Origin of the sequence: Polymorphum gilvum SL003B-26A1, assembly GCF_000192745.1 — a bacterium.
GTDB classification, from domain to species: domain Bacteria; phylum Pseudomonadota; class Alphaproteobacteria; order Rhizobiales; family Stappiaceae; genus Polymorphum; species Polymorphum gilvum.
The window spans coordinates 2,671,420-2,695,652 of record NC_015259.1 but is presented as its reverse complement, the minus strand read 5'-3'; the positions used below and the strand labels follow the sequence as shown (position 1 = coordinate 2,695,652).

Here is a 24,233-nt window from a genome sequence, read left to right as displayed (position 1 = left end):
CCGGTCCGGCTTGAGCGCCGCGGCCGCGCCGAATGGCGGGCGCCGGTTCGGCGCCCGCCCTCGATCCGGCAGCCTCAGAGGCTGCAGGGGTTCTGTTCTCGGGTCGGATAGATGACCTCGAGCGATTCGTCGGCGCCCGGCACCGCGGCGCCCAGTTCCATCATGTCGATGACGTCGGTCGCGTCCGCCTTGACGCTGAAGGGATAGGCTTCCTGGATCAGCTGGTGGTCCCAGGACCGGAAGTAGGCCTTGCGGTCCTTGAGGATGTCGAACTCGGCGCCCTTCTCCAGGTAGTCGACCAGGGCCTCGCTGTCGGTCGACTTGGTCTCCTCCATGGCCTGGGCCATCATCTTGAGCGAGACATATTCGATCCAGGCATGGTTTTCCGGGATCTTGCCGTATTTGGTCTTGAAGGCCTCGACGAAGGCCAGCGACGCAGGATTGTCGAGCGTGTGATACCACACGGTCGGCCAGGTCCCGGCCAGGTTGCCGAGTCCGGCGGCCCAGGCGTCGGCCGTGTTCAGGTTGAAGCCGACGGTCGGGAACGGCAGGCCGTATTCGGCATACTGCTTGACGAAGTTGGTCACCTGGTTGCCGGCCAGGTTGAGGCAGACGACGTCCGGCTGCGCCTGGCGGATCTTAAGCAGGTACGGGCTGAAGTCGGTGACGTCGGTCGCGACCAGGTCGTCGGACACGATGTTGCCGCCATGGGTGTCGAAGAAGGCCTTTGCGGCGCGCAGCAGGTCATGGCCGAACACGTAGTCCGAAGTGACCGCGGCAAACTTCTTGCCCTTGACCATGTTGTCGCGCATCAGCGAACTGCCGACGGCGTTGACCATTACCGTATTCGGGATGTCGGTGCAGAACATGTAGCGGTTGCAGCTCTTGCCGCGCAGCGTGTCGGAGCGTGGGCCGAGCGCCATGAACAGGCGCTTGTTGCGCGCCGCCACCTGCGAGATCGCCAGTGCCGAGGCCGAGCTGATCTCGCCCATCAGGAATGCGACGCCGTCGCGTTCCAGCATGCGCTGGGCCTTGGTCGCGGCGGTGTCGGGGTTGATCGAATCTTCCGAGGCGACCTCCAGCTTGCGGCCCATGACGCCGCCGGCGGCGTTGATCTCCTCCGCGGCCATCTGGATGCCCTGCACCGCCCATTCGCCGAGCACGCCGAGAAAGCCGGTCATCGGGGTGAGATGACCGATCTTGATGGCGTCGGCCTGCGCCCGCACGATCGCCGGCATGGACAGCATCGAGCCGGCGGCAAGGCCAGCGGCTCCGAACTTCAGGGCCGACCGCCTGGTCACCAGGCTACCGCCGCCGATTTCAAACATACGCTTCGTCATGATAGTTCCTCCCGTTGTGCACATGTTCAGCAAGGTTCTTGTTGTTCTGACGGACCGGTCGCGCGCGGACTGATCCCGGTCGATGTCGGGAGAATTTAAAAAACGCGCGGAAGGATCGGAAATACTAAATAGAGAGATGGGGTATAACGTGGACTTATGACGAGAACTGGTGTTAGGTGAAAGAATGTTGGATACACGGCAACTCCGCTATTTCGTGCAGATCGTAGAGAGTGGCAGCCTGTCAAAGGCGTCGCGCCAGTTGCACATCGCGCAGCCCGCGCTGTCCCAGCAACTGGCCAAACTCGAGGACGAGGTCGGCAAGCCGCTTCTGCATCGCTCGTCCAAGGGCATTTCGCCGACCGAGAACGGCCTTGCGCTCTATCATCATGCCCGCTTCATGCTGCGCCAGCTTGAGCAGGCGCTGTCGATCGCCCGCAGCGAGACCGGTGCGGTGCAAGGCATGGTCTCCGTCGGCCTGCCTGCGACGACCGTGTCGGCCATCGGGCTGCGGCTGGTGAAGAAGATTCGCGAGCGCTACCCGAGCATCCTGCTCAACGTGGTGGAAGGCATGAGCGGCCACATCGGCCACCTGATGCGGCTCGGCCAGCTCGACCTTTCGGTGTTGTTCAGCGCCGATATCGCCCCCGATCTGACCATCGAGCCGCTTCTCGTTGAGGAATTGTTCGTAATGGTGCCCGAGCACAGCCGGCTGGTGCCGCCGGGTCGTACCTCGATCACCATCGCCGAGGCCTCCCGGATCCCGCTGATCCTGCCGACCGGATCGCACGGCCTGCGCCAGCGTATCGCGGCCGAGTTCGAGAACCGCGGCCTGCCGACCAATGTCGTCGCCGAGATCGATTCGCTGTCGCTGCTGATGAACTGCGTCTACGACGACATCGGCGCGACCATCAAGCCGATGGGTGCGGTGATGCAGGAGGGGGCGCGCGGGCGCAAGTGGCGCTGCCTGCCGATTTCCGACGCCCGCTTCCGCCGGCGCAACTTCCTCTATTCGCTGCCGCCCGAACGCCTGACCACGGCCGCCGCCGTCGTCGCCAACGAACTGAAGGAGACGGCACGCGAACTGGTCGACGGCGAGGCGTGGGACGGCTTCGAGGACATCTCGGTGCTGCGCGCCCTGGAAGCCTCCAGCGTGATGATCTGAGCCGGGCGGTTCGCCCGCCGGGCTCGATCAGGATCGCCGCCTGCCCGGGCGGCGTTGGGTCGGGTTAGTCGTCCTTGACGGGCGCCGTCACGACAATGAAGGTCAGGTCGCCCAGCCCGGTATTCTGGATCGAATGCCAGACTCCCGGCCGCAGGAAGATGACGTCGTGCTTGCGCACCACCCGCTTTTCGTCGCCGACCTCCATGATGCCCTCGCCCTCGAGGACATGGTAGACCTGCTCCTGCACCTTGTGCACGTGGCGTTCGACATAGGCCATCGGCTGGTAGGTGGAGATGCGGTAGTCGAGTTGCGTCGAGCCGGTGGTGTCGGGATGCACCAGCGCCTTGGACAGGGCGCCGCCGAAGTGCCCCGGAAACTGCTGCCAGGGTTCCTCGGCGATGTTGCGGATCGTGATCGCGTCTTTGCCGGTCATCGGATATCTCCAGATTTCTCTTTGTGTTCCAGTCAGTTGGTGTCGCCCGGCCGCCACGGGCGGCCATAAACCGGCGGCTTCGGGACGATCGGCGGCAGTTCCCAGGCGCCGGTCGCAGGCGGGCGGATGTCGGCGTCGACATGGACGTCGATGAGTGCCGGGCGGTTGGCGGCGATGGCCTGCTCCAGCACCCCGGCGAAGTCCTGCGACCGGGTCACCGTGTAGCCGTCGACGCCGGACGCGCGCGCCCAGGCGGCGAAGTCGGGGTTGTAGGGTTCTCGGTTGGGGCCCTGGTAGAAGGCGGTGCCGTATTCGCGGCCACCGAAATAGGCATATTGCAGGTCGCGGATGGCGCCCCAGGCGAAGTTGTTCCAGACCACCCAGACAACCGGGATGTCGTATTCGACCGCGGTGCACAGGACATGGGGCACCATGGTGAAGCCGCCGTCGCCGCAGACCGACACGACGGGCCTGTCGGGCGCGGCGAGCTTGGCGCCAAGGGCTGCGCTCGGGCCGAAGCCCATGCCCGAATAGCCCCATGTATTCAACATGCTCTGCGGCCGGCGTGCCTGCCAGAACTGCATGAACCAGTTGTGGTGGATGCCCGAATCGAGCGTCAGGATGCCGTCGTCGGGCAGCACCTTGCGCACGTCGGCGACGATCCGCTCTGGTCGGATCGGGCGCGCGTGGGTCTCGAAGCCGGGCTGCACGAAGGTCTCCCATTCGGCCTTCCAGCCCTTGATTTCATTGAGCCATTTCTCGTTGCGCGAACCTCGGCCGACGCTCCGGCGGTCGAGTTCGGCGAGCACCTGACGCAGGAACGCCTGGGCGTCGGCGAGGATGCCGAGGTCGGGCGGGTAGTTGCGGCCGATCTCGGCGTGGTCGACATCGACGTGGACGAGGCGCGTGTGGGGGAAATTCCACGAGTAGCCGGGCATCCAGGACGACGCCGAGCGGTCGTCGAAACGGGCGCCGACGGCCAGCACGAGGTCGGCGTGGCGGCCCGCCTGGTTGGCTTGGTAGGCGCCGTTTCTGCCGATGAATCCGAGGGATAGCTCATGGCGCATGTCGATGCAGCCCATCCCGTTGGGCGAGCTGATGACCGGGATCGACAGCCGCTCGGCGAGCGCGACTAGTTCGCTGCCGGCCTCGGATAACGTCACGCCGTGGCCGATGAACAGCACCGGGCGCTCGGCCGCGAGCAGCCAGTCGCAGACGGTCGAAACGTCGGCGTCACTCGCCCCCGAGCGGCGGAGATTGAACCCGGCCCAGGCAGATTCCTCTTTGACGTCAGCGCTTTCCAGGAAGAGGTTGTAGGGTATGTCGAGATTGACCGGGCCGGGGCGGCCGGTGGTCATGGTCTGGGCCGCCTGGCGCATGGCGAGCGGCAGCATCTCGACCCGCGTCGGCTGGAAGCTGCGTTTGACTACAGGCTTGATGACATTGTTGAAATCGGCCTGGTGGTGCTGGTTGAGCTCCTGGAACGGACCGCGGTTGAACTGCGATGTCGGCACGTTGGCGGTGATGGACAGGATCGCCGAGGAATCCGTCTGCGCCACGGCCAAGCCCATGATCAGATTGGCGGATCCCGGCCCGGTCGAGGTCAGCGTGGCGGCCGGGCTGTGGGACACGCGGAAGAAGCCGTCGGCCATGTGGGCGGCGGTCTGCTCGTGGCGCGGCGAGACCAGCTTGACCTCGTCCCTCACGTCATAGAGGGAATCCAGCAGGCCGACGTTGCCGTGGCCGCAAATCCCGAAAACATAAGGGATTTTTTCTTTTACCAGAAACTCGGCGATGAGGTCGCCACCCTTGCGTACTGCCATTATCTCGCTCGCTTGGCTTGTGTCCTACTTCTGTCCTGAACCTGTCCGGCCCGACTCCGACGCCCCGTCCCGGCGCGTCGCGTGTCGGGCGGCATGGCGCGCCGCCAGCCAGGCGAAGGCCATCGCCTGGCCGAGCTGGGCGCCGGCGCCGGGATATTCGCCGCCAAAGGCGGACTGCATGTCGTTGCCGCAGACATAGAGGCCGGGGATCGGATCGCCGGCCGCGTCGAGGACGCGGGCGTCGGTGTCGGCGACCAGCCCCCGGCTGGTGCCGAGCGGCGTCGGCCAGACGGCGACGGCGTAGAAAGGCGGCTGCGCGATCGGGCCGAGGCAGGGGTTGGGGGCGACCGTCGGGTCGCCGTTGCTGCGGTCGTAGACCGTCCCGCCCTTGCCGAAGTCGCGGTCGACGCCGTCGGCGGAAAAGCCGTTGTAGCGCGCGACGGTCGCCACCAGTTCGTCCGCCGGCAGGCCGATCGTCCGGGCGAGGTCGGCGACCGTGTTCCCCTCGTGGAGGTAGCCGCTGTCGACCCAGGATCTCAGGCTCGGCGTGCGCGGACGGATCAGGCCCAGGCCGTAGCGACGGATGAAGGCCCGGTCGACGACGAGCCAGGCCGGGATCGCCGGGCGGCTGGCGTCGGCGGCATACATGGCGCGCACGAACTCGTGGTAGGACACCGCCTCGTTGGCGAAGCGGCGCCCGCAGGCGTCGACGGCGATCAGGCCGGGCTTCGACCGGTCCAGCACGATGTGCGGATAGACGGCGGTCGTTCCATCCCTGCGCCGGGCGACCGAACTTGGAAACCACAACGCGTTGTCGCGGCCCGGCGGTCCGAGCACGGCGCCGGCTGCGAGGGCGAGGTCGAGCGTGCGGCCGACACAGCCGGGCGCGGCGGGCGTATGGTCGGCGACCGGGGCCGGCAGGTGCCGGGCGCGCTTGTCTGGATCGGCGGGGAAGCCGCCGCCGGCGAGCACTACGCCGCAGCGCGCCTCGATCGCCAGCGCCCGCCCGTCCCGGACCGCCTCGACGCCGCAGACGCGGCCGTCGCGCAGGATCAGGCGGTCGGTCGCAGCTCCGGTCAGCACCGGCACCTTGCGATCCTGCAGGGCTTTCAGCAGGTGTCCGACCAGGGCGTTGCCGAGCACCAGGCGCAGGCCGCGCGGATGGCGCAGGCGCTCGACCAGATAGCGCGCCACCAGCTTCAGGCCGAGCCACAGCGCGCCGGGGTCCTTCTCGGCATGGACCAGCCGCGCGGCCTCGGCGCGGGTGATCATCATGCCGCCGAACAGCATCAGTTCGGGCAGCGGGGAGGCGAGGCGGGCGAAATCCTCGCCGAGGTCGCGGCCGTCGAAGGGCAGCGGTTCCAGCGGACGGCCGCCGGCAGCCGCACCGGGCTTGTCCTGGCGGTAGTCGGGCGCGGCGAGATAGGGGCGGAAGCCGAGGCCGGCGCGGTCCTCGAGGTCAGCCAGCATGAGCGGCGCGGCATCGAGGAACGCCCGCCACATCGCCGGCCGTTCGCGCTCGCCGACCAGGGCGGCGAGATAGGTTTCCGCCATCGCCCGGTCGCCGGTCATGCCGTGGGCGCGCATGTGGCGGTTGTCCGGCACCCAGACCGTGCCGGAGGAGCGGGCACTGGTGCCGCCGATGACCGGCTCGTGCTCGAGCACGATCACGTCGAGCCCTTCGAGCGCGGCGGTCAGCGCGGCGGTCAGGCCGCCCGCACCGCTGCCGAGCACGACGAGATCGCAGCGACGGATGCCGCCCGTCCCTGCCACTGGAGCCGATCGTGTCCTCACCCTGTCCAGCGCCTCCCGCGCCCGGCCGCCCGACCGGCGACTCTGGTTCAAATGGTCGTCCTCCCTGCCGGCCCGGGACGACATCCGGGTGTGCCGGCACGCATCCGCCGCCGACCCGTGCCGGCCGGTTCCGTGATCCGCATGCGGGGCAGTGTAGGCGCCCGGCGCGACGGCGGGAAAATACGAAATAACGAAGTGGATATAAGCGGACCTTATGGCGGTAGCCGGACGGCATCGGCGCGACCAGGCGCGGCACGGGTCTCGAGCGATCATCGACCGATTGTCGGACAAATGTCCCTGAGAAGGATGTTTCTACCTTTGTACACCTAGCCTTTCGGCGGATGGGCGTGCCGTTGCGACACGGGGTTGACGGCGTTCGACGGGTAGTGGTTAGCTTTGTCCGACAAATGGACAAGGGACTGGGAGGACCCGAGACGCATGGCCGACGCGGACGTCGCCCGATTCGAACGCATCAAGGTGCCCTCGGCCTACCAGATGGTCGCGGAAGCAATCGAGCGCGAGATCATGGCCGGCCGCCTGCGCCCGGGCGACGAGATCGGCACCGAGGCGGAACTGGTGCGCCAGTTCGGCGTCAACCGCTCGACGGTGCGCGAAGGCATCCGCCTGCTCGAACAGGGCGGGCTGGTGCAGCGCGAGGCCGGCCGCAAGCTGTTCGTCTGCCTGCCGCAATACCGGAACCTGTCGACCCGCATGAGCCGCGCGCTCGTGCTGCACCAGGTCACCTTCCGCGAGGTCTACGACACCGCGATCGTGCTGGAGGTCGCCTCGGTGGAGGCGGCAGTAGACCATGCCGGCGAGGCCGACATCGCAGCGCTGGAGGACACCCAGGCGCGGCTGGAGCTCGCGGTCGGCGATCCGATCCGCCTCGCCCAGATCGACACGGAGTTTCACGCGCTGCTGGCGCGCGCCTCGGGCAACCGGGTGCTCGAACTGGCCCGCGAGCCGGCGGCGCTGCTGTTCTTTCCGACGTCGGAGCTGATCGTCCGGCGCGTGCCGCAGGGCGCCAGCCGGATGGTCGCCGCGCACCGGCACATCATTGATGCGCTGAAGGCGCGCGACAAGGAACAGGCGATCGCCTGGATCAGGCGTCACGTCGCCGACTGGAAGAAGGGGTTCGAACGCGCCGGGCGCGACATCGACGAGCCCGTCGAGCGGGTCGTCGAGCGGCTGTCGCCCGGAGGTCTTTTCTCGTGAGGTGATTGCTCCGGCCAAGGAGGCGGCCGGGTGCAGATCGGGGAGGAACATGTCTGGTTTTTCGTCCACACGGCCGGCCGCGGTCGCAATGCCGCGCGTCGTGTCGGTCATCCCGCCGGCGGTGCCGATGACAGGGGAGTCGAGCGATGCAGGCTAGGGCAGGGGCACAGGGCGCCGCGCGCCTCAAGGTCGAAGGCCTGTCGCTGTCCTTCGGCGGCCTGAAGGCCCTGCGCGACGTTTCCTTCGAGGTCGAGCCGGGCTCGATCACCGCGCTGATCGGGCCGAACGGCGCCGGCAAGACGTCGATGTTCAACTGCATCTCCGGCTTCTACAAGCCGCAGGCGGGCCGCATCGTCTACGACGGTGCGGACGTCACCCGCACCCATCCGCCGGAGCGGGCGAAGATGGGCTTCGCCCGCACGTTCCAGAACATCGCGCTGTTCCGCGGCATGACCGTGCTCGACAACATCAAGCTCGGCCGGCACGCCTACATGAAGACCAACCTTTTGCAGGCGCTCGCCTACTGGGGCCCGGCCGCGCGCGAGGAAATGGAGCTGCGCGCCGAGGTCGAGCAGCGCATCATCGATTTCCTCGAGATCAACCACATCCGCAACATGCCGGTCGCGGCGCTGTCCTACGGCCTGCAGAAGCGGGTGGAGCTTGCCCGCGCGCTGGCCATGCGCCCGCGCATCCTGCTGCTCGACGAGCCCGTGGCCGGCATGAACCGCGAGGAGACCGAGGACATGGCCCGCTTCATCCTCGACGTGAAGGAGGAGTGGGGCACCACCATCCTGATGGTCGAGCACGACATGAGCATGGTCATGGATATCTCCGACCACGTCGTCGTGCTGAACTTCGGCGAGGTGATCTCCAGCGGCCTGCCGCACGAGGTGCAGGCCGATCCGCATGTCGCCGAAGCCTATCTGGGCAGCGGCGACCCGGCCGCGCTGATGGCGCGGCTGAAAGCCGAAGCGGGAGCCGCGTGATGGATGTGCTGTTCTTCATCGAAGTGTCCCTGGCGGGTCTCGGCTCGGGCGCGCTGCTGTCGCTGACGGCGCTCGCCTTCGTGCTGATCTACAAGGCGACGCGGGTCATCAACCTGGCGGTCGGCGAGGTGCTGATGCTCGGCGCCTACCTGTTCTTCGCCTTCGCCTCCGGCCTCGGCATGCCGGCGTGGGCGGCGATCCCGCTGGCGATCGCCGGCGGCGGCGCGATCGGTGCGGTGGTCGAGCGCGGCATGATCCGCCCGATGCTCGGTGAGAACCCGATCGCGGTGTTCATGGTCACCATCGGGCTCGGCTCGGTGCTGGTCGGGCTGGTCGAACTGACCTGGGGCACCGACCCGCGCGCGCTGCCGGCCTTCATGGGCAACGCGCCGATCTTCCTCGGCGAGGCCTATGTGTCGCGCAAGATTGCCATCGCCTTCGTCGTCGCGGCGCTCGTCATCGCGCTGTTCCTGGCCCTGTTCCGGTTCTGGCGCGGCGGCGTCGCCCTGCGCGCCACGGCGACCGACCAGGCAGCGGCCTATTCCTGCGGCATCAACGTGCCGGGGGTGTTCTCGCTGGCCTGGATCATCGGCTGCGGCACGGCCGCAGGCGCGGGCGTCCTGCTCGGCGCCATCGGCGGCATCTCGCCGGCCATGGGCGTGTTCGGGCTGTCGGCGCTGGTCGTGGTCATCGTCGGCGGCCTCGACTCGGTTGCCGGCGCGCTGCTCGGCGGCCTCGCCATCGGCCTCATCGAAGCCTGGGCCGGCACCTATCTCGGCGGCGAGTACAAGCTCGTCACCACCTTCGGCCTTCTCATCGTCGCGCTGATGATCCGTCCCTACGGCCTCTTCGGCACCCGCGAAATCGAGCGTCTGTGACATGCTGATCGGAACCGCCAAACACAGCTACCGCGCCGACGAGGCCCTGCTGACCACCCGTCCGCAGCGCATCTGGATGGGCGTCCTGGCCGTCGGCCTCGCGCTCGCCCCGCTCGTCCTCGACAACTACTGGCTCTATCTCGCCTGTTTCGTCGCCATCAACGTGGCGAGCGCGACCGGCCTCAACATCCTGACCGGCTTCACCGGCCTCGTCAGCCTGGGCCAGGCGGCCTTCATGGCGGTCGGCGCCTACACGGTCGCGGTGCTGGAGATCAGGATCGGCACGCCGTTCCTGCTCAACCTGGTCGCCGCCGGCGCGGTCGCCGCGCTGATCGGCGTGGTCGTCGGCCTGCCGAGCCTGCGCGTCAAGGGGCTGTATCTCGCCATCGCCACCATCGCCGCCTCGTTCATCCTGCATTTCGTCTTCGTCAACTGGCAGACGGTGACCAACGGCAACAGCGGCCTCAGCGTGCCGCCGGCGACCTTCCTCGGCACGCCGCTGACCGACTACGTCCAGCTCTACTACGTCTTCGTGCCGATCACGGCGCTGATGGTGCTGGGCGCGGCCAACCTGTTCCGCACCCGCATCGGCCGCGCCTTCATCGCCATCCGCGACCGCGACATCTCGGCCGAGGTGCTCGGCATCTCGCTGCTGCGCTACAAGCTGATGAGCTTCGCCGTGTCGTCCTTCTACGCCGGTCTGGCCGGCGGCATGTGGGCCTATTTCTTCCGCGTGGTGACGCCGGAGAGCTTTCCCTTCGTCTATTCGATCTTCTTCCTGGCGGCGATCATCGTCGGCGGCATGGGGACCATCCTCGGCGGCATCCTCGGCGCGGTGTTCATGACGCTAGTGCCCGAACTGCTGCGCTTCGTCGTCGACATCCTGTCGCCCGTCCTGCCCAACGCGGGCACGCTGCTGTCGCCCGTCAGGACCATCGTTTTCGGCGCGCTGATCATCGGCTTCCTGGTCTTCGAGCCCAAGGGTCTCGCCGAAATCGTCCAGAGACTGCGGAGGTTCTTCCATCTCTGGCCCTTCAAGAAATAGACCGCAACAGGCATCCAAGTGGAGGAAATCGGAATGTTGAAACTGACCAGAAGAACGGCTCTCGCCCTGTCGACGGCGCTGGCCCTGAGCGCCGCCGTGCCGGCCTTCGCGGCCGACGAGATCGTCATCGGCGGCTCGATCCCGCTGACCGGCGTGTTCGCCTTCGCCGGCGTCGGCGTCGAGGCCGGCATGCAGGACTACATCAAGATCGTCAACGAGGCCGGCGGCATCGCCGGGCGCAAGCTGCGCCTCGCCTACGAAGACACCGGCTACAAGGTCGACGCGTCGGTCGCCGCCTTTAACAAGCTGACCAGCCAGGAGACGATCAACCTCTACTACGGCGACTCGACCGGCTTCGCCAAGACGATCAACCCCGAGATCGACCGCATGGGCTCGATCCTGATGGCCGGCGCCTCCTTCGCCACCGAGCTGAACGATCCCAAGGCGTTCCCGCACCAGTTCATGGCCGGGCCGGACTATTCGGAGATGACCGGCATCCTGCTCGAGTACATCGCCAAGGAGAAGCCGGGCGCCAAGATCGTACTGGTCAACTCCGACACCGAGTTCGGCCGCGACCCGATCGCCGCCACCAAGGCGCGCGCCAAGGAACTCGGCCTGGAGGTGGTCGAGGAGATCATCACCCCGCCGACCGCCGTCGACGTCTCGACGGAGGTGCTCAAGCTGCGCCGCGCGCGGCCGGACTACACCATCTTTCACGGCTACGTGCTGGCGCCGCTGCCGGAGTTCATGACCCAGGCCAAGCAGCTCGGCCTGGAGACCAAGTTCATGGGCACCTTCTGGTCGATGGATTCGAGCATCTGGGACAAGGTCGGCGAGGTGGCGGACGGCTTCATGGGCGTCATGCCCTACCGTTACTACTATGACGAGGCCGAGGACGCGCCGATGCTCAAGCGCATCCGCGAGATGCGCCCGACCTACCAGTCGACGCCCTACATGCAGGGCTTCCTGACCGCCATGCTGTTCGCCGAGGCGGCCAAGCGCACGCTGGAGGCCGGCAAGGACCTGACCGGCGCCAACCTGAAGGCGGCGCTGAACTCGATCCAGGACTTCGATACCGGCGGCCTGATCGGCATGCCGATCTCGATCCCCGGCAACTCGATCCCGGTCGGCCGGATCTACCAGTACAACGCCGCCGCCAAGAAGATGGAACCGGCGTCCGACTGGATCAGCGTTCAGGAGTAAGGCGCATGGCCGCGGACACCATCCTCGACATCAACAACATCGAGGTCGTCTACAACAAGACGATCCAGGTCCTCCGCGGCCTGTCGCTGTCGGTCGAGCGAGGCAGGATCGTCACCCTGCTCGGCTCGAACGGCGCCGGGAAGTCGACCACGCTGAAGGCTGTCTCCAGCCTGCTGACGCTGGAGAACGGCGCCGTCACCTCCGGCTCGATCCGCTTCGACGGCGAGGACATCGCCCGCGCCACGCCGCACGGACTGGTGCGGCGCGGGCTGTTCCACGTCATGGAGGGCCGGCGCATCTTCGAGGACCTGACGGTGGAGGAGAACCTGACGGCGGCGACCTTCGCCCTGTCCGGGCGCGGGCTGAAGCCGACCGCCTTCGACCTCGTCTACCAGTATTTCCCGCGCCTCTACGAGCGCCGCCAGGGCCGCGCCGGCTACCTGTCGGGCGGCGAGCAGCAGATGCTGGCGATCGGCCGGGCGCTGATCGCCCAGCCGTCGCTGATCCTGCTCGACGAGCCCTCGCTCGGCCTGTCGCCGATCCTGGTCGAGGAGATCTTCTCGATCATCGCCTCGATCAACCGCGACACCGGCGTGTCCATGCTGCTGGTCGAGCAGAACGCCGCGGTCGCCTTCGCCGTCGCCCACTACGGCTACATCATGGAGTCGGGCAAGATCGTGCTCGACGGCCCGACCGAACGCCTCGTCCGCGACGAGGACGTGCGCGAGTTCTACCTCGGCATGAGCGGCGGCGAGCACGCCAAGAGCTACCGCGACATCAAGCATTACAAGCGCCGCAAGCGCTGGCTGTCCTGAGACTGCGATCATGACCCTGACCCTGACCCTCCCCGACCTGACCCTGCCGCAGATGCTACGCGCCCAGGCCGACAGCCGGCCCGAGCGGATCGCCGTCCTGCAGAAGGACTTCGGCATCTGGAACCCCGTCACCTGGCGCGACTATTTCGAGCGCGCCTGCAATGTCGGCCACGGCCTCGTCGCCCGCGGCCTCGACAGGGGCGGCCATGTCGCCGTGCTGTCGGAAAACCGCGTCGAATGGGTGCTCGCCCAGCTCGGCGCCGGCTGCGTCGGCGCGGTGACGATCGGCGTCTACCCGACCAGCCCGGCCAACGAGGTCGCCTATGTGCTCGCCCATTCCGACAGCGAGATCATCGTCTGCGAGGACCAGGAGCAGCTCGACAAGGTGATCGAGGTGCGCGACGAGCTGCCCCGGCTGCGCTGCGTCGTGGTCATGGAGACCAAGGGCCTGCGCACCTATCCGGCCGACTTCGTGGTCGCCTTCGAGGCGCTGGAGGCCGAGGGCAGGGCACACCGCGCGGCGCATCCGGGCCTGGTCGACGAGCGGCTTTCCGCGCAGGGCCTCGATGACATCGCGCTGATGATCTACACCTCGGGCTCGACCGGCAAGCCGAAGGGCGCGATGCTGTCCTACCGCAACATCCGCGCCCAGGCGATCGCCTTTGCCGATCGCATCCAGGTGACGGCGGACAGCACGCACCTGTCCTACCTGCCGCTGTGCCACGTTGCCGAGCAGATCTGCACGGTCATGGGACCGGTCTATCTCGGCTCGCAGATCGCCTTCGGCGAGTCGATCCGCACCGTGCAGGAGGACCTGCGCGAGGTGGCGCCGTCGATGTTCCTCGGCGTGCCGCGCATCTGGGAGAAGCTGCATTCCTCCATCTACATCCGCATGCTGGAGGCCGGCGGCTACCGCAAGGCGCTGTTCGACTGGGCCTACCGGGCCTGCGAGCCCTTCGCCGAGACGCCGCGCGCGCGCCGGTCCCTGCGCCAGCGGCTGACCTTCGCGCTGTGCTACCTGCTGGTGTTCCGCGCCCTGCAGAACTACATCGGCCTGCGCCGCGCGCGCATCGCCATGACCGGCGCGGCGCCGATCTCGCCCAAGATCGTGCGCTTCTTCCGCACCCTCGGCGTGCCGCTGGTCGAGGTCTACGGCGCCACGGAATCGAGCGGCATCGCGCTTGGCCAGACGCTCGACCGGCTGATCCCGGGTTCGGTCGGTCCGGTGGTCGCCGACGTCGAGGCGAGGATCGGCGAGCACGGCGAGCTGCTGCTCAAGGGCGACACGGTGTTCGTCGGCTACTACAAGAACGACGGCGCCACCGCGGGGGCGCTGAAGGACGGCTGGCTGCACACCGGCGACGTGGTCCAGGCCGAGGACGGCCAGTTCCGCATCGTCGACCGGCTGAAGGACATCATGATCACCGCCGGCGGCAAGAACCTCAGCCCCTCGGAGATCGAGAACACGGTCAAGAGCAGCCCCTACATCAAGGAGTGCATCGTCATCGGCGAGGGACGCAAATACGTCTCCGCGCTGATCCAGATCGACTTCGAGACGGTCGGCAAGTGGGCGGAGGAGCATCGCATCTCCTTCACCAACTTCCGCAACCTGGCGGAGAACCCGGCCGTGCGCGAACTGGTCGACGCGGAGATCAAGGCCGCCAACAGCCAACTGGCCCAGGTCGCCCACATCCGCCGCTTCCACTTGCTGACCAAGGAACTCGACCACGACGACGACGAGGTCACGGCGACCATGAAGGTGCGCCGCTCCAACATCCAGACCAAATACGCCACCGAGATCGCCGGCCTCTATTCCGCCGCCTGATCCCGGCCGCACGCCCCGGCGGGTGCGCCTGGGTGCCTCATCAGCCCAAGAAAAACAAGGGAAACGTCATGAAGCTCAAGGACATGTCCGCCATCGTCACCGGCGGCGGATCGGGTCTCGGTGCCGCCACGGCGCGCGCGCTGACCGCCGGCGGGGCGAAGGTCGCGATCTTCGATTTCAACGAGGAGGCTGCCCGGGCGGTCGCCGCCGAGATCGGCGGGATCGCGGTCGGCTGCGACGTCGCCAACGCCGACACCGTCGAAGCCGCGATGGCCGAAGCGGCGAAGGCGCACGGCCCAGCCCGCATCCTGGTCAACTGCGCCGGCGTCGGCCCGGCCAAGAAGGTGCTGAGCAAGGCCGGCGTCATGCCGCTCGACGAGTATCGCCGGGTGATCGAGGTCAACCTGATCGGCACCTTCAACTGCCTGCGCCTGTTCGCCGCCGCGGCGAGCGCGCTCGACCCGCTGGAGACCGGCGAGCGCGGCGTTATCGTCAACACCGCCTCGGTCGCCGCCTACGAGGGCCAGATCGGCCAGACCGCCTATGCCTCGTCCAAGGCCGGTGTCGTTGGCCTGACCCTGCCGGCGGCGCGCGAGTTCGCCGCCTCCGGCATCCGGGTGTGCACCATCGCGCCGGGCATCTTCGAGACGGCCATGCTGAAGGCGCTTCCCGAGGCGGCGCAGCAGAGCCTGGGCGCGGCCGTGCCGTTCCCCTCGCGGCTCGGCGAGCCGGCCGAGTTTGCCAAGCTGGTCACGCACATCGTCGACAACGTCATGCTCAACGGCGAGACAATCCGCATCGACGGCGCGCTGCGCCTGGCGCCGCGCTGAGCCGCGCTGCCGCCCCCAAGCAAGGACGCGAGAATGGCCGACGCCTTCATCTATGATCATGTGCGCACGCCGCGCGGCAAGGGCAAGCCGGACGGGGCCCTGCACGAAGTGACGCCGATCCGGCTGGCAACGACCGTGCTGGACGCGGTGCGCGACCGCAACGGGCTCGATACCGCGCTCGTCGACGACGTGGTGATGGGCATCGTCATGCCCGTCGGCGAGCAGGGCCAGTGCCTGCCGCGCGTCGCCGCCGTCGCCGCCGGCTATGCCGAGCAGACGGCGGGCGTGCAGGTGAACCGCTTCTGCGCCTCGGGCCTGGAGGCCTGCAACATCGGCGCAGCCAAGGTGATGGCGGGTCAGGCCGACATGGTGGTGACCGGCGGCGTGGAATCCATGTCGCGCGTGCCGATCCTGTCCGACGGCGGCGCCTGGGGCGCCGATCCGCAGATTGCCTTCGGAACCTATTTCGTCCCGCAGGGCATTTCCGCCGACCTGATCGCCACCAGATGGGGCTACGACCGCGAGCGGCTCGACGCCTTCGCCGTCGAAAGCCATCGCCGGGCGGCGCGGGCCTGGTCGGAAGGCCGCTTCGACCGCAGCGTGGTTGCCGTCCACGACCGGGTCGGCGACATCCTGCTCGCCCGCGACGAGACCATCCGCGGCAATTCCACCCTTGAGGACCTGGCCCGGCTGAAGCCGTCCTTCGCCGCCATGGGCGAGGCCGGCGGCTTCGACCGCATCGCGCTCGAACGCTATCCGGACCTGGCGGAGATCCACCACGTCCATCATGCCGGCAACTCCTCGGGCATCGTCGACGGTGCGGCGGCCGTGCTGATCGGTACCCGCGAGGCCGGGTCGGCCGCGGGTCTGCGTCCGCGCGCGCGCATCCGCGCCTTCGCCGAGATCGGCTCGGAGCCGACCATCATGCTGACGGCGCCGTCCTTCGCCGCCGAGAAGGCGCTGAAGCGGGCCGGCATGAGCGCGAAGGATATCGACCTCTACGAGATCAACGAGGCCTTCGCCTCGGTGGCGATCCGCTTCATCGAGGCGATGGACGCCGATCCGGACGCCGTCAACGTCAACGGCGGCGCGATCGCCATGGGCCACCCGCTGGGCGCAACCGGCGCGATCATCCTCGGCACGGCGCTGGACGAACTGGAGCGGACCGGCAAGGCGACCGCCCTGGTCACCCTGTGCGTCGGCGCCGGCATGGGTGTCGCCACCATCATCGAACGGGTCTGAGGAGGAGCGCCATGCTGACAACCGACATCGACCAGGACGGCATCGCGCTCGTCACTATCGACATGCCCGGCCGGTCGATGAACGTCATCGACTGGCCGCTCGCCGACGCGCTGCGCGCCGAGATCGCCCGGCTCGCCGGCGATCCGGCCGTCACCGGCATCGTCTTCGCCTCCGGCAAGTCGAGCTTCATCGCCGGCGCGGATCTCGCCATCATGGCCGATTTCGTCGGTCCCGGCACCTCGCCCAAGACGGCCGCCGACATGATCGGCCGCCTGTCCGAGGGCTTCCGCGCGCTCGAGACCTGCGGCAAGCCGGTGGTCGCGGCGGCCAGCGGCACGGCGCTCGGCGGCGGGCTGGAACTGATGCTCGCCTGCCACTACCGGATCGCGGCGCGGAACGACAAGGCGGTCTTCGGCCTGCCGGAGGTCAAGCTCGGGCTGCTGCCCGGCGGCGGCGGCACCCAGCGCCTGCCGCGCCTGACCGGCGTCGCCTATGCGCTGCCGCTGTTGCTGGAAGGCAAGGGCGTGTCGGCCGAGGAGGCCCTCAAGGCCGGCTTCCTCGACGAGGTGGTCGAGCCGGACGACCTGGTCGCGGCGGCCAGGCGCGCGCTGAAGGAGGGCCGCGTGCCTTCGATCGCCCGCTGGGACCAGAAGGGCTTCGCGCTGCCGGGACCGGCGGCCAACTCGACTGCGGTCGGCGACACGTTCCTGGTCGCCAACGCCCAGGCGCATGCGCGCGGGCGCGGCAACTATCCGGCGCTGAAGGCGATCCTGTCCTGCGTCTACGAGGGCATCCGCCTGCCGACCGACAAGGCGCTGAAGATCGAGCGGCATTATTTCGGCCATCTGGTCCACGGCGACGTTGCCCAGGCGATGATCCGCACGCTGTTCTTCGCCCGCCAGCGGCTGGCCAAGACCGGACGCGGCAAGGCCGATCCGGGCGGCGCCTATGCCGCCGCGCTGCGCGCGGCCTTCGTGCGGGAGGCTCAGCGGCTGGTCGGCGGCGGGCTGAGCCCTGCCTTCGTGCAGAATGCGGCCCTCGTCGCAGGCTTCGCCGCCGGGCCGTTCGAAACGGTCGAAGCGGCGCCGGCGCGCGGGACCGACCGCGCCACGCTGCGCCCGACCGGCGAGCGCCTGCTGCGCGCCGTCGCGCTTGCCGCCGTTGCCGCGCTCGACGCCGGGCTTGTTGGGGATGCCGACGAGGCCGACGTCCATGCCATCGACGTCGCCGGCTATCCGGCCTGGACCGGCGGCCCGCTCACCCTGATCGACCGCATCGGCGCGGCCGCCATGGTGCTCGACGCCACCGGCGAAGGCCAGGACGTGCCGGAGCGGCTGGCCGCGCTGGCGCGCAGCGGCGGCAGCTTCCACAGCCCGGGGGAGGCGGCGGCATGAACGGCGAGCGCAACGACGACCTGGTCCTGACCCGGGTCGAGGCGGACAGCGGCATCGCGACGATCACGCTCAACCGGCCGAAGCTGCTCAACGCCGTCGACGGTCCGACCGCCTGGGCGTTCCTCGATGCCGTGCGCGCGGTCACGGCGCGCGACGACGTGCGCTGCATCGTGCTGACCGGGGCGGGGCGCGCCTTCGTCGCCGGCGGCGACATCTCTGCCTTCGGCGCCGATCCCGGAAGCTCCGCCGGCGTCGTCCATGACATCCTCGACGCGCTGCATCCCGCACTGCTGGCGCTGCGCGCCGGCCCCGCGCCGGTGATCGCCGCCGTGCGCGGCGTCGCCGCCGGCGCCGGCCTCAGCCTGGCGCTCGCCGCCGACCTGGTGGTGGCGGAGGAGGGCGCCCGCTTCGTCGTCGCCTACGACCGCATCGGCACCTCGCCGGACTGCGGCGCGACCTGGTTCCTGCCGCGCAAGGTCGGCCGGGCCAGGGCGATGGAACTGATGCTGCTGTCGCAGACCCTCGACGCCGAGGCCGCCTGCGCGGCCGGCATCGTCAGCACGGTGGTGGCGCCGGAGGATTTCGAGGCGACGGTGGCGGAGATCGCGGCCAAGGTCGCGCGCGGGCCGACGCGGGCGTTCGGCGCCTATCGCAGCCTGGTCGACGCCGCCTGCGATCGTCCGCTCGCCGCTCATCTGGAGGCCGAGCGCGCGTCCTTCGTGGCGATGACCGCGACCGACGACTTCCGCGAGGGCGTCGCGGCCTTCCTCGCCAAGCGGGCGCCGGAGTTCAAGGGCCGATGAGCGGGCCGCTGACCGGGCTGCGTCTGATCGAGATGGTCGGCCTCGGGCCGGCGCCGTTCTGCGCCATGATGCTTTCCGACATGGGGGCGGAGGTGGTGCGCGTGCATGCCAAGGGCGCCCGCCCAGCGGTGCCGCTGATCGACACCGAGTTCGACGTGCTGGCGCGCGGACGCCGCTCGCTCGCCATCGACCTCAAGGTGGCGGGCGCGCGCGAGGCGCTGCTCGACCTGGTGGAAAAGGCCGACGGCCTTGTCGAGGGCTTCCGGCCGGGCGTCATGGAACGCCTCGGGCTCGGCCCGGACGTCTGTCTCGCCTGCAACCCGCGCCTCGTCTACGGCCGCATGACCGGCTGGGGCCAGGACGGACCGCTGGCGCCGACTGCCGGCCACGACATCACCTACATCGCGCTTGCCGGCGTCCTGCACGCCATCGGCCCGAAGGACCGCCCGCCGGCGGTGCCGCTCAACCTGGTCGGCGACTTCGGCGGCGGCGGGCTGCTGCTCGCCTTCGGCATGGTCTGCGCGCTGCTGGAGACGGCGCGCTCGGGCCAGGGCCAGGTGATCGACGCGGCGATGACCGACGGCGCGGCGCTGCTCGGCGCCATGATGTCCGGCTTCAAGGCCGGCGGCGGCTGGTCGAACGCGCGCGAGGCCAACTTGCTCGACGGCGCGGCGCATTTCTACGGCACCTATGCCTGCAAGGACGGCCGCTACCTCGCCGTCGGCGCCATCGAGCCGAAGTTCTACCGCCTGTTCCTGGACATGCTCGGGCTCGACCCGGCCGCCTTCGAGCCGCAGAACGACCCGGCGCGCTGGCCCGAGTTTCGGCAGCGGCTCGCGGCGGTGTTCGCGCAAGAGCCGCGCGACCACTGGGCGGCGCTGTTTGCCGGCAGCGACGCCTGCGTGGCGCCGGTGCTCGACTGGGACGAGGCGATGGCGCATCCGCACAACGCCGCGCGCGGCACCTATGTGACGGTCGCCGGCGTGCCGCAGCCGGCGCCCGCGCCGCGCTTCAGCCGCACCGTGCCGGACCGGCCGGCGCCGCCGCCGCAACCCGGCGCCGACACGCTGGCCGTGCTCGCCGACTGGGGCCTCGACGCCGCGCGCATCGCCGCGCTGACGGCGTCCGGGGCGATCTGATACCAACAGGGCGGGTAACCGGATCCGCCGAAACCGAGGAGACCGCTGATGGGCATGCCGAAGTCGTTCCAGGGCCGCTTGCAGGTGCCGGCCATCGCCTCGCCGATGTTCCTCGCCTCCGGGCCCGACCTGGTGGTCGAGACCTGCCGGGCGGGTGTCGTCGGGACCTTTCCCGCGCTCAACCAGCGCAGCTCCGAGGGCTATCGCGACTGGCTCGGCGAGATCGAGGCAAGGCTGGCGGACGGCGCGGCGGCGCCCTATGGCGTCAACCTGATTGTCCACAAGTCGAACAAGAGGTTGGAGGCGGATCTTCAGGTGACGGTGGAGCAGAAGGTGCCGCTGGTGATCACCTCGCTCGGCGCCGTCAGGGACGTCATCGAGGCGGTCCATTCCTACGGCGGGCTGGTGTTCCACGACGTCATTAACGCCCGCCACGCGCGCAAGGCGGCCGAGGCCGGGGTCGACGGCATCATCGCCGTCTGCGCGGGGGCGGGCGGGCATGCCGGCACGCTGAGCCCGTTCGCGCTCGCCGCCGAGATCCGCGCCTTCTACGACGGCACGCTGGTGCTTGCCGGCGCCATCAACACCGGTGCGCAGATCCTCGCCGCGCGCGCCATGGGCGCCGACCTCGCCTACATGGGCACGCGCTTCCTGGCCACCAAGGAGGCGACGATCGTCGACGACTACAAGCAGATGATCCTCGACGCGAGCGCCGCCGACATCCTCTACACGCCGGCGATCAGCGGCGTGAACGCCAACTTCCTGCGCCCGAGCCTCGAGCGCGCCGGCCTTGATCCGGACAACCTCGCCCATGCCGGGGCCCTCGACATGGCCAGCGAGGCGAAGGTGTGGAAGACCATCTGGTCGGCCGGCCACGGCACTGGCACCATCGCCGACGTGCCGGCGGCCGGCGATCTGTGCCGGCGGCTGGCCGCGGAATACCGCGCCGCCCTGGCCGCGCTCGCCGCCGATCCCTTCGCCTGAGGCCGGCGGTCCCGTCAGATCCCCTGCAGCAGGTCGCGCAGGATGTCGCGGATCAGCTCGATGCGGCCGAGCGCGTCGCGCAACTGGTCGTGGTCCTGGTGGCCGAGCCGGTTGACGTCGATCCGGTTGCTCGGCTTCACGCCGGCCTCGATGTCGGCGATCTGCTGGGTCAGGATCAGCCGCATCAGGAAGCCGTGGATGTCGGCGAGCAGCTCCGCATCGGCCTGCGAGCGGCCGGCCTTGTGCGACGCCTGCAGGATGCGCTCGGGCGTTGCCAGCGCCAGCACTCCGTGGCGCAGCGCGATCGCCCGCGCGCCGGCGACGAGCGGCAGCAGGCCGCCGCCCTTGAGGTCGACCCGGCCGGCGTCGTCCTTGCGGATGCGGCCGAACATGCCGAGCGGCGGGCTGTGCGAGCCGGCGCTTTCGCCCATGGTGCGCAGCATCGACAGCGAGCCGCGGGCGATCTCGACCGCCTCCGTGCGCAGCGTCTCGGCGAGTTCGGCGCCGGCCTGGGACGACACATGCGCCGGGGTGAAGTCGTAGAAGATGTCGACGTTGAGCAGGGCCTGCGGCGTCGGCTTGTGCGTCCAGCCACGGACCTGGTCGAGCCATTCCGGCAGCGTCCGGCGCCAGGCCCGGTTCTTCGCCATGACGCCGCCCTTGCAGTAGGGGATGCCGGCGCGGTCGAGGATCTCGTTGACGCGGGTCGCGAAGCGCACGAACCAGTCCTCGGGCGAATCGAGGTCGCCGGCATAGTCGCCGGCGATGATTAGGGCGTTGTCCTGGTCGGGAGCAAGCAGGCTCTCGCCGCGCCCGCCCGAACCGAGCACCAGCAGGGCATAGTCGGCCGGCGGCGGGCCGTAGCCGGCCCTGGCCAGTTCGCCTTCCGCGATCTCGGCGGCGCGCGCGGTCATGGCGCGGCCCTCGGCGGCGATGATGCCGGCGACGGCGCGCGCGTCGAGCCCGTCGGCGAGCAGGCCGCTGGCGAGCGAGGGCAGGGCGGCCTGCACCCGGGCCAGCTCGCGCGGGCGGGTCGCCTCGGCGATCTCGTCGCCGACGGTCAGCGTGGCCAGCGCGCGCTCGCGCAGCAGGGTGCGCAGGGTGAAGATGCCGGCGAGCCGGCCGCCAGCGTCGGTGACGCCGAGATAGCGCAGGTTGCGCCGCGCCATCAGGCCGAGGGCACGGTAGAGATAGGTGTCGGCCGGGGCCGTGATCACCGGTGCGCTCATGATGTCGCGCACGATCACGCCGCTGGCCTCGGGTCCCTTGTCGGCCATCACCGCCAGCACGTCGCGCTCGGTCACGATGCCCGGCGCGCCGCCGGTGCCGTCGACGATCACGCAGCCGATGCCGCGGGCGGCCATCAGCCGGGTCGCCTCGTGCAGGGTCGCGTCGGCACCGATCGCGATCGGCGGGCTGCTCATAACGTCGACGAGGCGCTGGCGGTAGAGGTAGCTGTCGATCGCCCGCTGGCTGCCGGTGCGCAGCACGGCGAGGGCGAAGTCGGGCCGCTCGCTCGGCCGGGCGAACCAGCCGGCGTCCTCCTGGCGGGCGATCAGCCCGGTCGCGCGCCGGCACAGCGTTTCTGTCTCGCCCAGCGTGCGCACGCCGCCGACGAGCAGCTTCGGCTGCAGCGCGGCATAGACCCGGGCGGTGGCAAGCGCGTCGCCGAGCGCCGTGTGGCGGCCGGTGATCGTCACCCCGAGGCCGAGGGCGAGGCTGTCGAGCGAGGTGTCGACCAGTTCCCGGTCGAGCCCGGCGGCCATCAGCGCCACGTCGAGCGCGCGCGGCTCTTTCCAGACGAAGCCGTGGCGCTCCGCTTCGTGGCGCAGCACCGCCATGTCGAAATGGATCGAATGGCCGACGACCACTGCATCGCCGATGAAGGCGACCAGATCCGGCATCACCGCCGCCAGGCCGGGCTTGCCGGCGACGTCGGCGTCGGCGAGGCCGTGGATGCGGCTCGCCACCTCGGGAATCGGGATGCCCGGGTCGACGGTGACCTCGAACACCGCGGTTTCGTCGATCTCCGCGCCGTGCATGCGCACCGCGCCGATCTGGACGATGCGGTCGTGGCGCACGTCGAGGCCGGTCGTCTCGGTGTCGAGGACGACGACGTCAAGCGCGATCAGCGGCGCCGCGGCACTGGTGCCGGCGACGGGCCCGCGCCTCACCGCTCACCCTCCATCCGCTTCGTGAGGTCGCGGGCGAAGGCGTCGAGGTCGATCCGCTTGCGCAGCGCCGCCTGGTAGTCGATGAAGCGGAAGGCGACGTTGTTGACCACCATCATCTTGTCGGCCTCGCGCACGCTGTCCTCGATCGGGGCGTGCTCCAGGATGGCCAGTGCGGTGGCGATGGAGATCGCATCCGGCTTCAGCGGCGGCTTGTCCATGTAGACGGCCAGCCGCTCGTCGAAGGCGGTGATGACGTCGTCCCAACCCGTGTCGGCGCGATGCTCGGGCACTGTCTCGCTGGCCAGCACCTCGCGGTAGAGCGCGGCAAGGCCGCGGGCGCGGGCCGCCGGATCGGCGGGCAGCGCCGGGCGCAGGTCCGCCTCCAGGATCAGGATCAGGTCCTGCACGGCGATGGCGAAGGCCTCCCACTTGCAGATCTGCAACGCAAAGCCGAAATCGGGGTCCTGAAACAGCTTCGGGCCGGCGAGCAGGGTGCGGGCGCGCAGGTACGAATAGCTGGCGCCCTGCGCCAGGAAGGCGGCGCCGGCGCGGATTGCCTCCACGGCCGACGGCCAGTCCGACGTGCGCCGTTTCGGCAGCAGCGTTCCAATCAGGTCGAGCAAGAAACAGCCTCCCGGTCGGGGTTTGGTCCCCGGAATTCGAAATTAGTCTTTAGGATAAAGACCCTTGTCTACATTTGACAGAATATTCCCGCTGCGCAAGTATCCCTTCGAAGCAGTATCCATGAATCTCGCACCTGCAAAAACGGCCCGTTTTTCCGTGTTGCAGCATGAGCATGGTTTGCTGTTCGGGGGAATGGGAGGGTGATGCGTCGCGGGCGCTTTCGCCTCCCTGAATTCAGCATCGGGAGGATCGATCTTGACTGACAAATTGCCACCCGAAGTGGCAGAGGCGCACTGGACCAAGACGCGGAACCTCATGTGGGTCACGCTCGCGGTCTGGGCGATCTTCAGCTTCTTCATCCACTTTTTCGTTTCGGCGTTGAACAACGTCGTCATCCTGGGCTTCCCGCTCGGCTTCTACATGGCCGCGCAGGGCTCGCTCATCATCTTCGTGATCCTGATCTTCTGGTTCTCGCACCGGCAGAACGCGATCGACGAGGAATTCGGCGTGGCCGAGGACTGAGG

Annotated in this window: 21 protein-coding genes; 15 read left to right on the top strand and 6 right to left on the bottom strand. The window is 69.1% G+C overall.

Features of this window, described 5'->3' with window-relative positions:
- Positions 1–74 precede the first annotated feature (74 nt).
- The gene (locus SL003B_RS12755) at positions 75–1,340 is read right to left on the bottom strand and encodes an ABC transporter substrate-binding protein (protein WP_013653267.1); all 1,266 of its coding nucleotides are present in this window, start codon (positions 1,338–1,340) and stop codon (positions 75–77) included.
- Between the two features lie 184 nt (positions 1,341–1,524).
- Here SL003B_RS12755 and SL003B_RS12750 point away from each other — a divergent pair, with 184 nt between their 5' ends.
- Positions 1,525–2,502, top strand: coding sequence for a LysR substrate-binding domain-containing protein (locus tag SL003B_RS12750; RefSeq protein WP_206771925.1), 978 nt, complete (start codon positions 1,525–1,527; stop codon positions 2,500–2,502).
- 64 nt (positions 2,503–2,566) lie between these two features.
- On the opposite strand, the gene SL003B_RS12745 is transcribed toward SL003B_RS12750, so the two are convergent.
- The 3 genes from SL003B_RS12745 to SL003B_RS12735 are packed head-to-tail and all read right to left on the bottom strand — an operon-like array spanning position 2,567 to position 6,531.
- Complete coding sequence (locus SL003B_RS12745; RefSeq protein ID WP_013653265.1) at positions 2,567–2,935, bottom strand: cupin domain-containing protein; 369 nt, start codon at positions 2,933–2,935, stop codon at positions 2,567–2,569.
- Positions 2,936–2,967: 32 nt separating this feature from the next.
- Positions 2,968–4,758: a thiamine pyrophosphate-binding protein gene (locus tag SL003B_RS12740; RefSeq protein ID WP_013653264.1), complete on the bottom strand. Its 1,791-nt coding sequence runs from the start codon at positions 4,756–4,758 to the stop codon at positions 2,968–2,970.
- Between the two features lie 24 nt (positions 4,759–4,782).
- On the bottom strand, positions 4,783–6,531 hold the full coding sequence (locus SL003B_RS12735) for an FAD-dependent oxidoreductase (RefSeq protein WP_041375524.1): 1,749 nt from the start codon (positions 6,529–6,531) through the stop codon (positions 4,783–4,785).
- 459 nt (positions 6,532–6,990) lie between these two features.
- Between SL003B_RS12735 and SL003B_RS12730 the strand changes: the two genes are divergently transcribed.
- From SL003B_RS12730 to SL003B_RS12670, 13 genes are all read left to right on the top strand, one after another.
- Positions 6,991–7,767, top strand: coding sequence for a FadR/GntR family transcriptional regulator (locus tag SL003B_RS12730; RefSeq protein WP_013653261.1), 777 nt, complete (start codon positions 6,991–6,993; stop codon positions 7,765–7,767).
- A gap of 146 nt (positions 7,768–7,913) precedes the next feature.
- Positions 7,914–8,753 (top strand): ABC transporter ATP-binding protein, encoded by an 840-nt coding sequence (locus SL003B_RS12725; protein ID WP_013653260.1) that lies wholly within the window; start codon positions 7,914–7,916, stop codon positions 8,751–8,753.
- Positions 8,753–9,631, top strand: coding sequence for a branched-chain amino acid ABC transporter permease (locus SL003B_RS12720; RefSeq protein WP_013653259.1), 879 nt, complete (start codon positions 8,753–8,755; stop codon positions 9,629–9,631). The genes SL003B_RS12725 and SL003B_RS12720 overlap by 1 nt, the downstream gene beginning before the upstream one ends.
- Position 9,632: 1 nt before the next feature.
- Complete coding sequence (locus SL003B_RS12715) at positions 9,633–10,676, top strand: branched-chain amino acid ABC transporter permease (protein ID WP_013653258.1); 1,044 nt, start codon at positions 9,633–9,635, stop codon at positions 10,674–10,676.
- A 33-nt stretch (positions 10,677–10,709) separates the two neighbouring features.
- On the top strand, positions 10,710–11,879 hold the full coding sequence (locus SL003B_RS12710; protein ID WP_013653257.1) for an ABC transporter substrate-binding protein: 1,170 nt from the start codon (positions 10,710–10,712) through the stop codon (positions 11,877–11,879).
- 5 nt (positions 11,880–11,884) lie between these two features.
- Positions 11,885–12,694: an ABC transporter ATP-binding protein gene (locus SL003B_RS12705; RefSeq protein ID WP_013653256.1), complete on the top strand. Its 810-nt coding sequence runs from the start codon at positions 11,885–11,887 to the stop codon at positions 12,692–12,694.
- 10 nt (positions 12,695–12,704) lie between these two features.
- Positions 12,705–14,519, top strand: a complete 1,815-nt coding sequence (locus SL003B_RS12700; protein WP_013653255.1) for an AMP-dependent synthetase/ligase — start codon at positions 12,705–12,707, stop codon at positions 14,517–14,519.
- Positions 14,520–14,587: 68 nt separating this feature from the next.
- The gene (locus tag SL003B_RS12695; protein WP_013653254.1) at positions 14,588–15,349 is read left to right on the top strand and encodes an SDR family NAD(P)-dependent oxidoreductase; all 762 of its coding nucleotides are present in this window, start codon (positions 14,588–14,590) and stop codon (positions 15,347–15,349) included.
- Between the two features lie 33 nt (positions 15,350–15,382).
- Positions 15,383–16,591 (top strand): acetyl-CoA C-acetyltransferase, encoded by a 1,209-nt coding sequence (locus SL003B_RS12690; protein ID WP_013653253.1) that lies wholly within the window; start codon positions 15,383–15,385, stop codon positions 16,589–16,591.
- 11 nt (positions 16,592–16,602) lie between these two features.
- Positions 16,603–17,985 carry an enoyl-CoA hydratase-related protein gene (locus SL003B_RS22360; RefSeq protein ID WP_013653252.1) on the top strand — a complete coding sequence of 461 codons (1,383 nt, stop codon included), beginning with the start codon at positions 16,603–16,605 and terminating at the stop codon, positions 17,983–17,985.
- Positions 17,982–18,788, top strand: a complete 807-nt coding sequence (locus SL003B_RS12680) for an enoyl-CoA hydratase-related protein (protein WP_013653251.1) — start codon at positions 17,982–17,984, stop codon at positions 18,786–18,788. Before SL003B_RS22360 ends, SL003B_RS12680 begins: the two co-directional genes overlap by 4 nt.
- Positions 18,785–19,927 carry a CaiB/BaiF CoA transferase family protein gene (locus SL003B_RS12675; protein ID WP_013653250.1) on the top strand — a complete coding sequence of 381 codons (1,143 nt, stop codon included), beginning with the start codon at positions 18,785–18,787 and terminating at the stop codon, positions 19,925–19,927. The genes SL003B_RS12680 and SL003B_RS12675 overlap by 4 nt, the downstream gene beginning before the upstream one ends.
- Before the next feature lie 48 nt (positions 19,928–19,975).
- Positions 19,976–20,911, top strand: a complete 936-nt coding sequence (locus SL003B_RS12670; RefSeq protein ID WP_013653249.1) for an NAD(P)H-dependent flavin oxidoreductase — start codon at positions 19,976–19,978, stop codon at positions 20,909–20,911.
- A gap of 14 nt (positions 20,912–20,925) precedes the next feature.
- Here the strand turns inward: SL003B_RS12670 and SL003B_RS12665 are convergent, their stop codons facing one another.
- Both SL003B_RS12665 and SL003B_RS12660 read right to left on the bottom strand, forming a co-directional pair.
- Complete coding sequence (locus SL003B_RS12665) at positions 20,926–23,085, bottom strand: DUF294 nucleotidyltransferase-like domain-containing protein (protein ID WP_013653248.1); 2,160 nt, start codon at positions 23,083–23,085, stop codon at positions 20,926–20,928.
- Entirely contained in the window at positions 23,082–23,708 is a 627-nt protein-coding gene (locus SL003B_RS12660) for a hypothetical protein (protein WP_013653247.1), read from the bottom strand. Before SL003B_RS12660 ends, SL003B_RS12665 begins: the two co-directional genes overlap by 4 nt.
- Before the next feature lie 256 nt (positions 23,709–23,964).
- Here SL003B_RS12660 and SL003B_RS12655 point away from each other — a divergent pair, with 256 nt between their 5' ends.
- The gene (locus tag SL003B_RS12655) at positions 23,965–24,231 is read left to right on the top strand and encodes a DUF4212 domain-containing protein (RefSeq protein WP_242390246.1); all 267 of its coding nucleotides are present in this window, start codon (positions 23,965–23,967) and stop codon (positions 24,229–24,231) included.
- Positions 24,232–24,233: the final 2 nt, after the last annotated feature.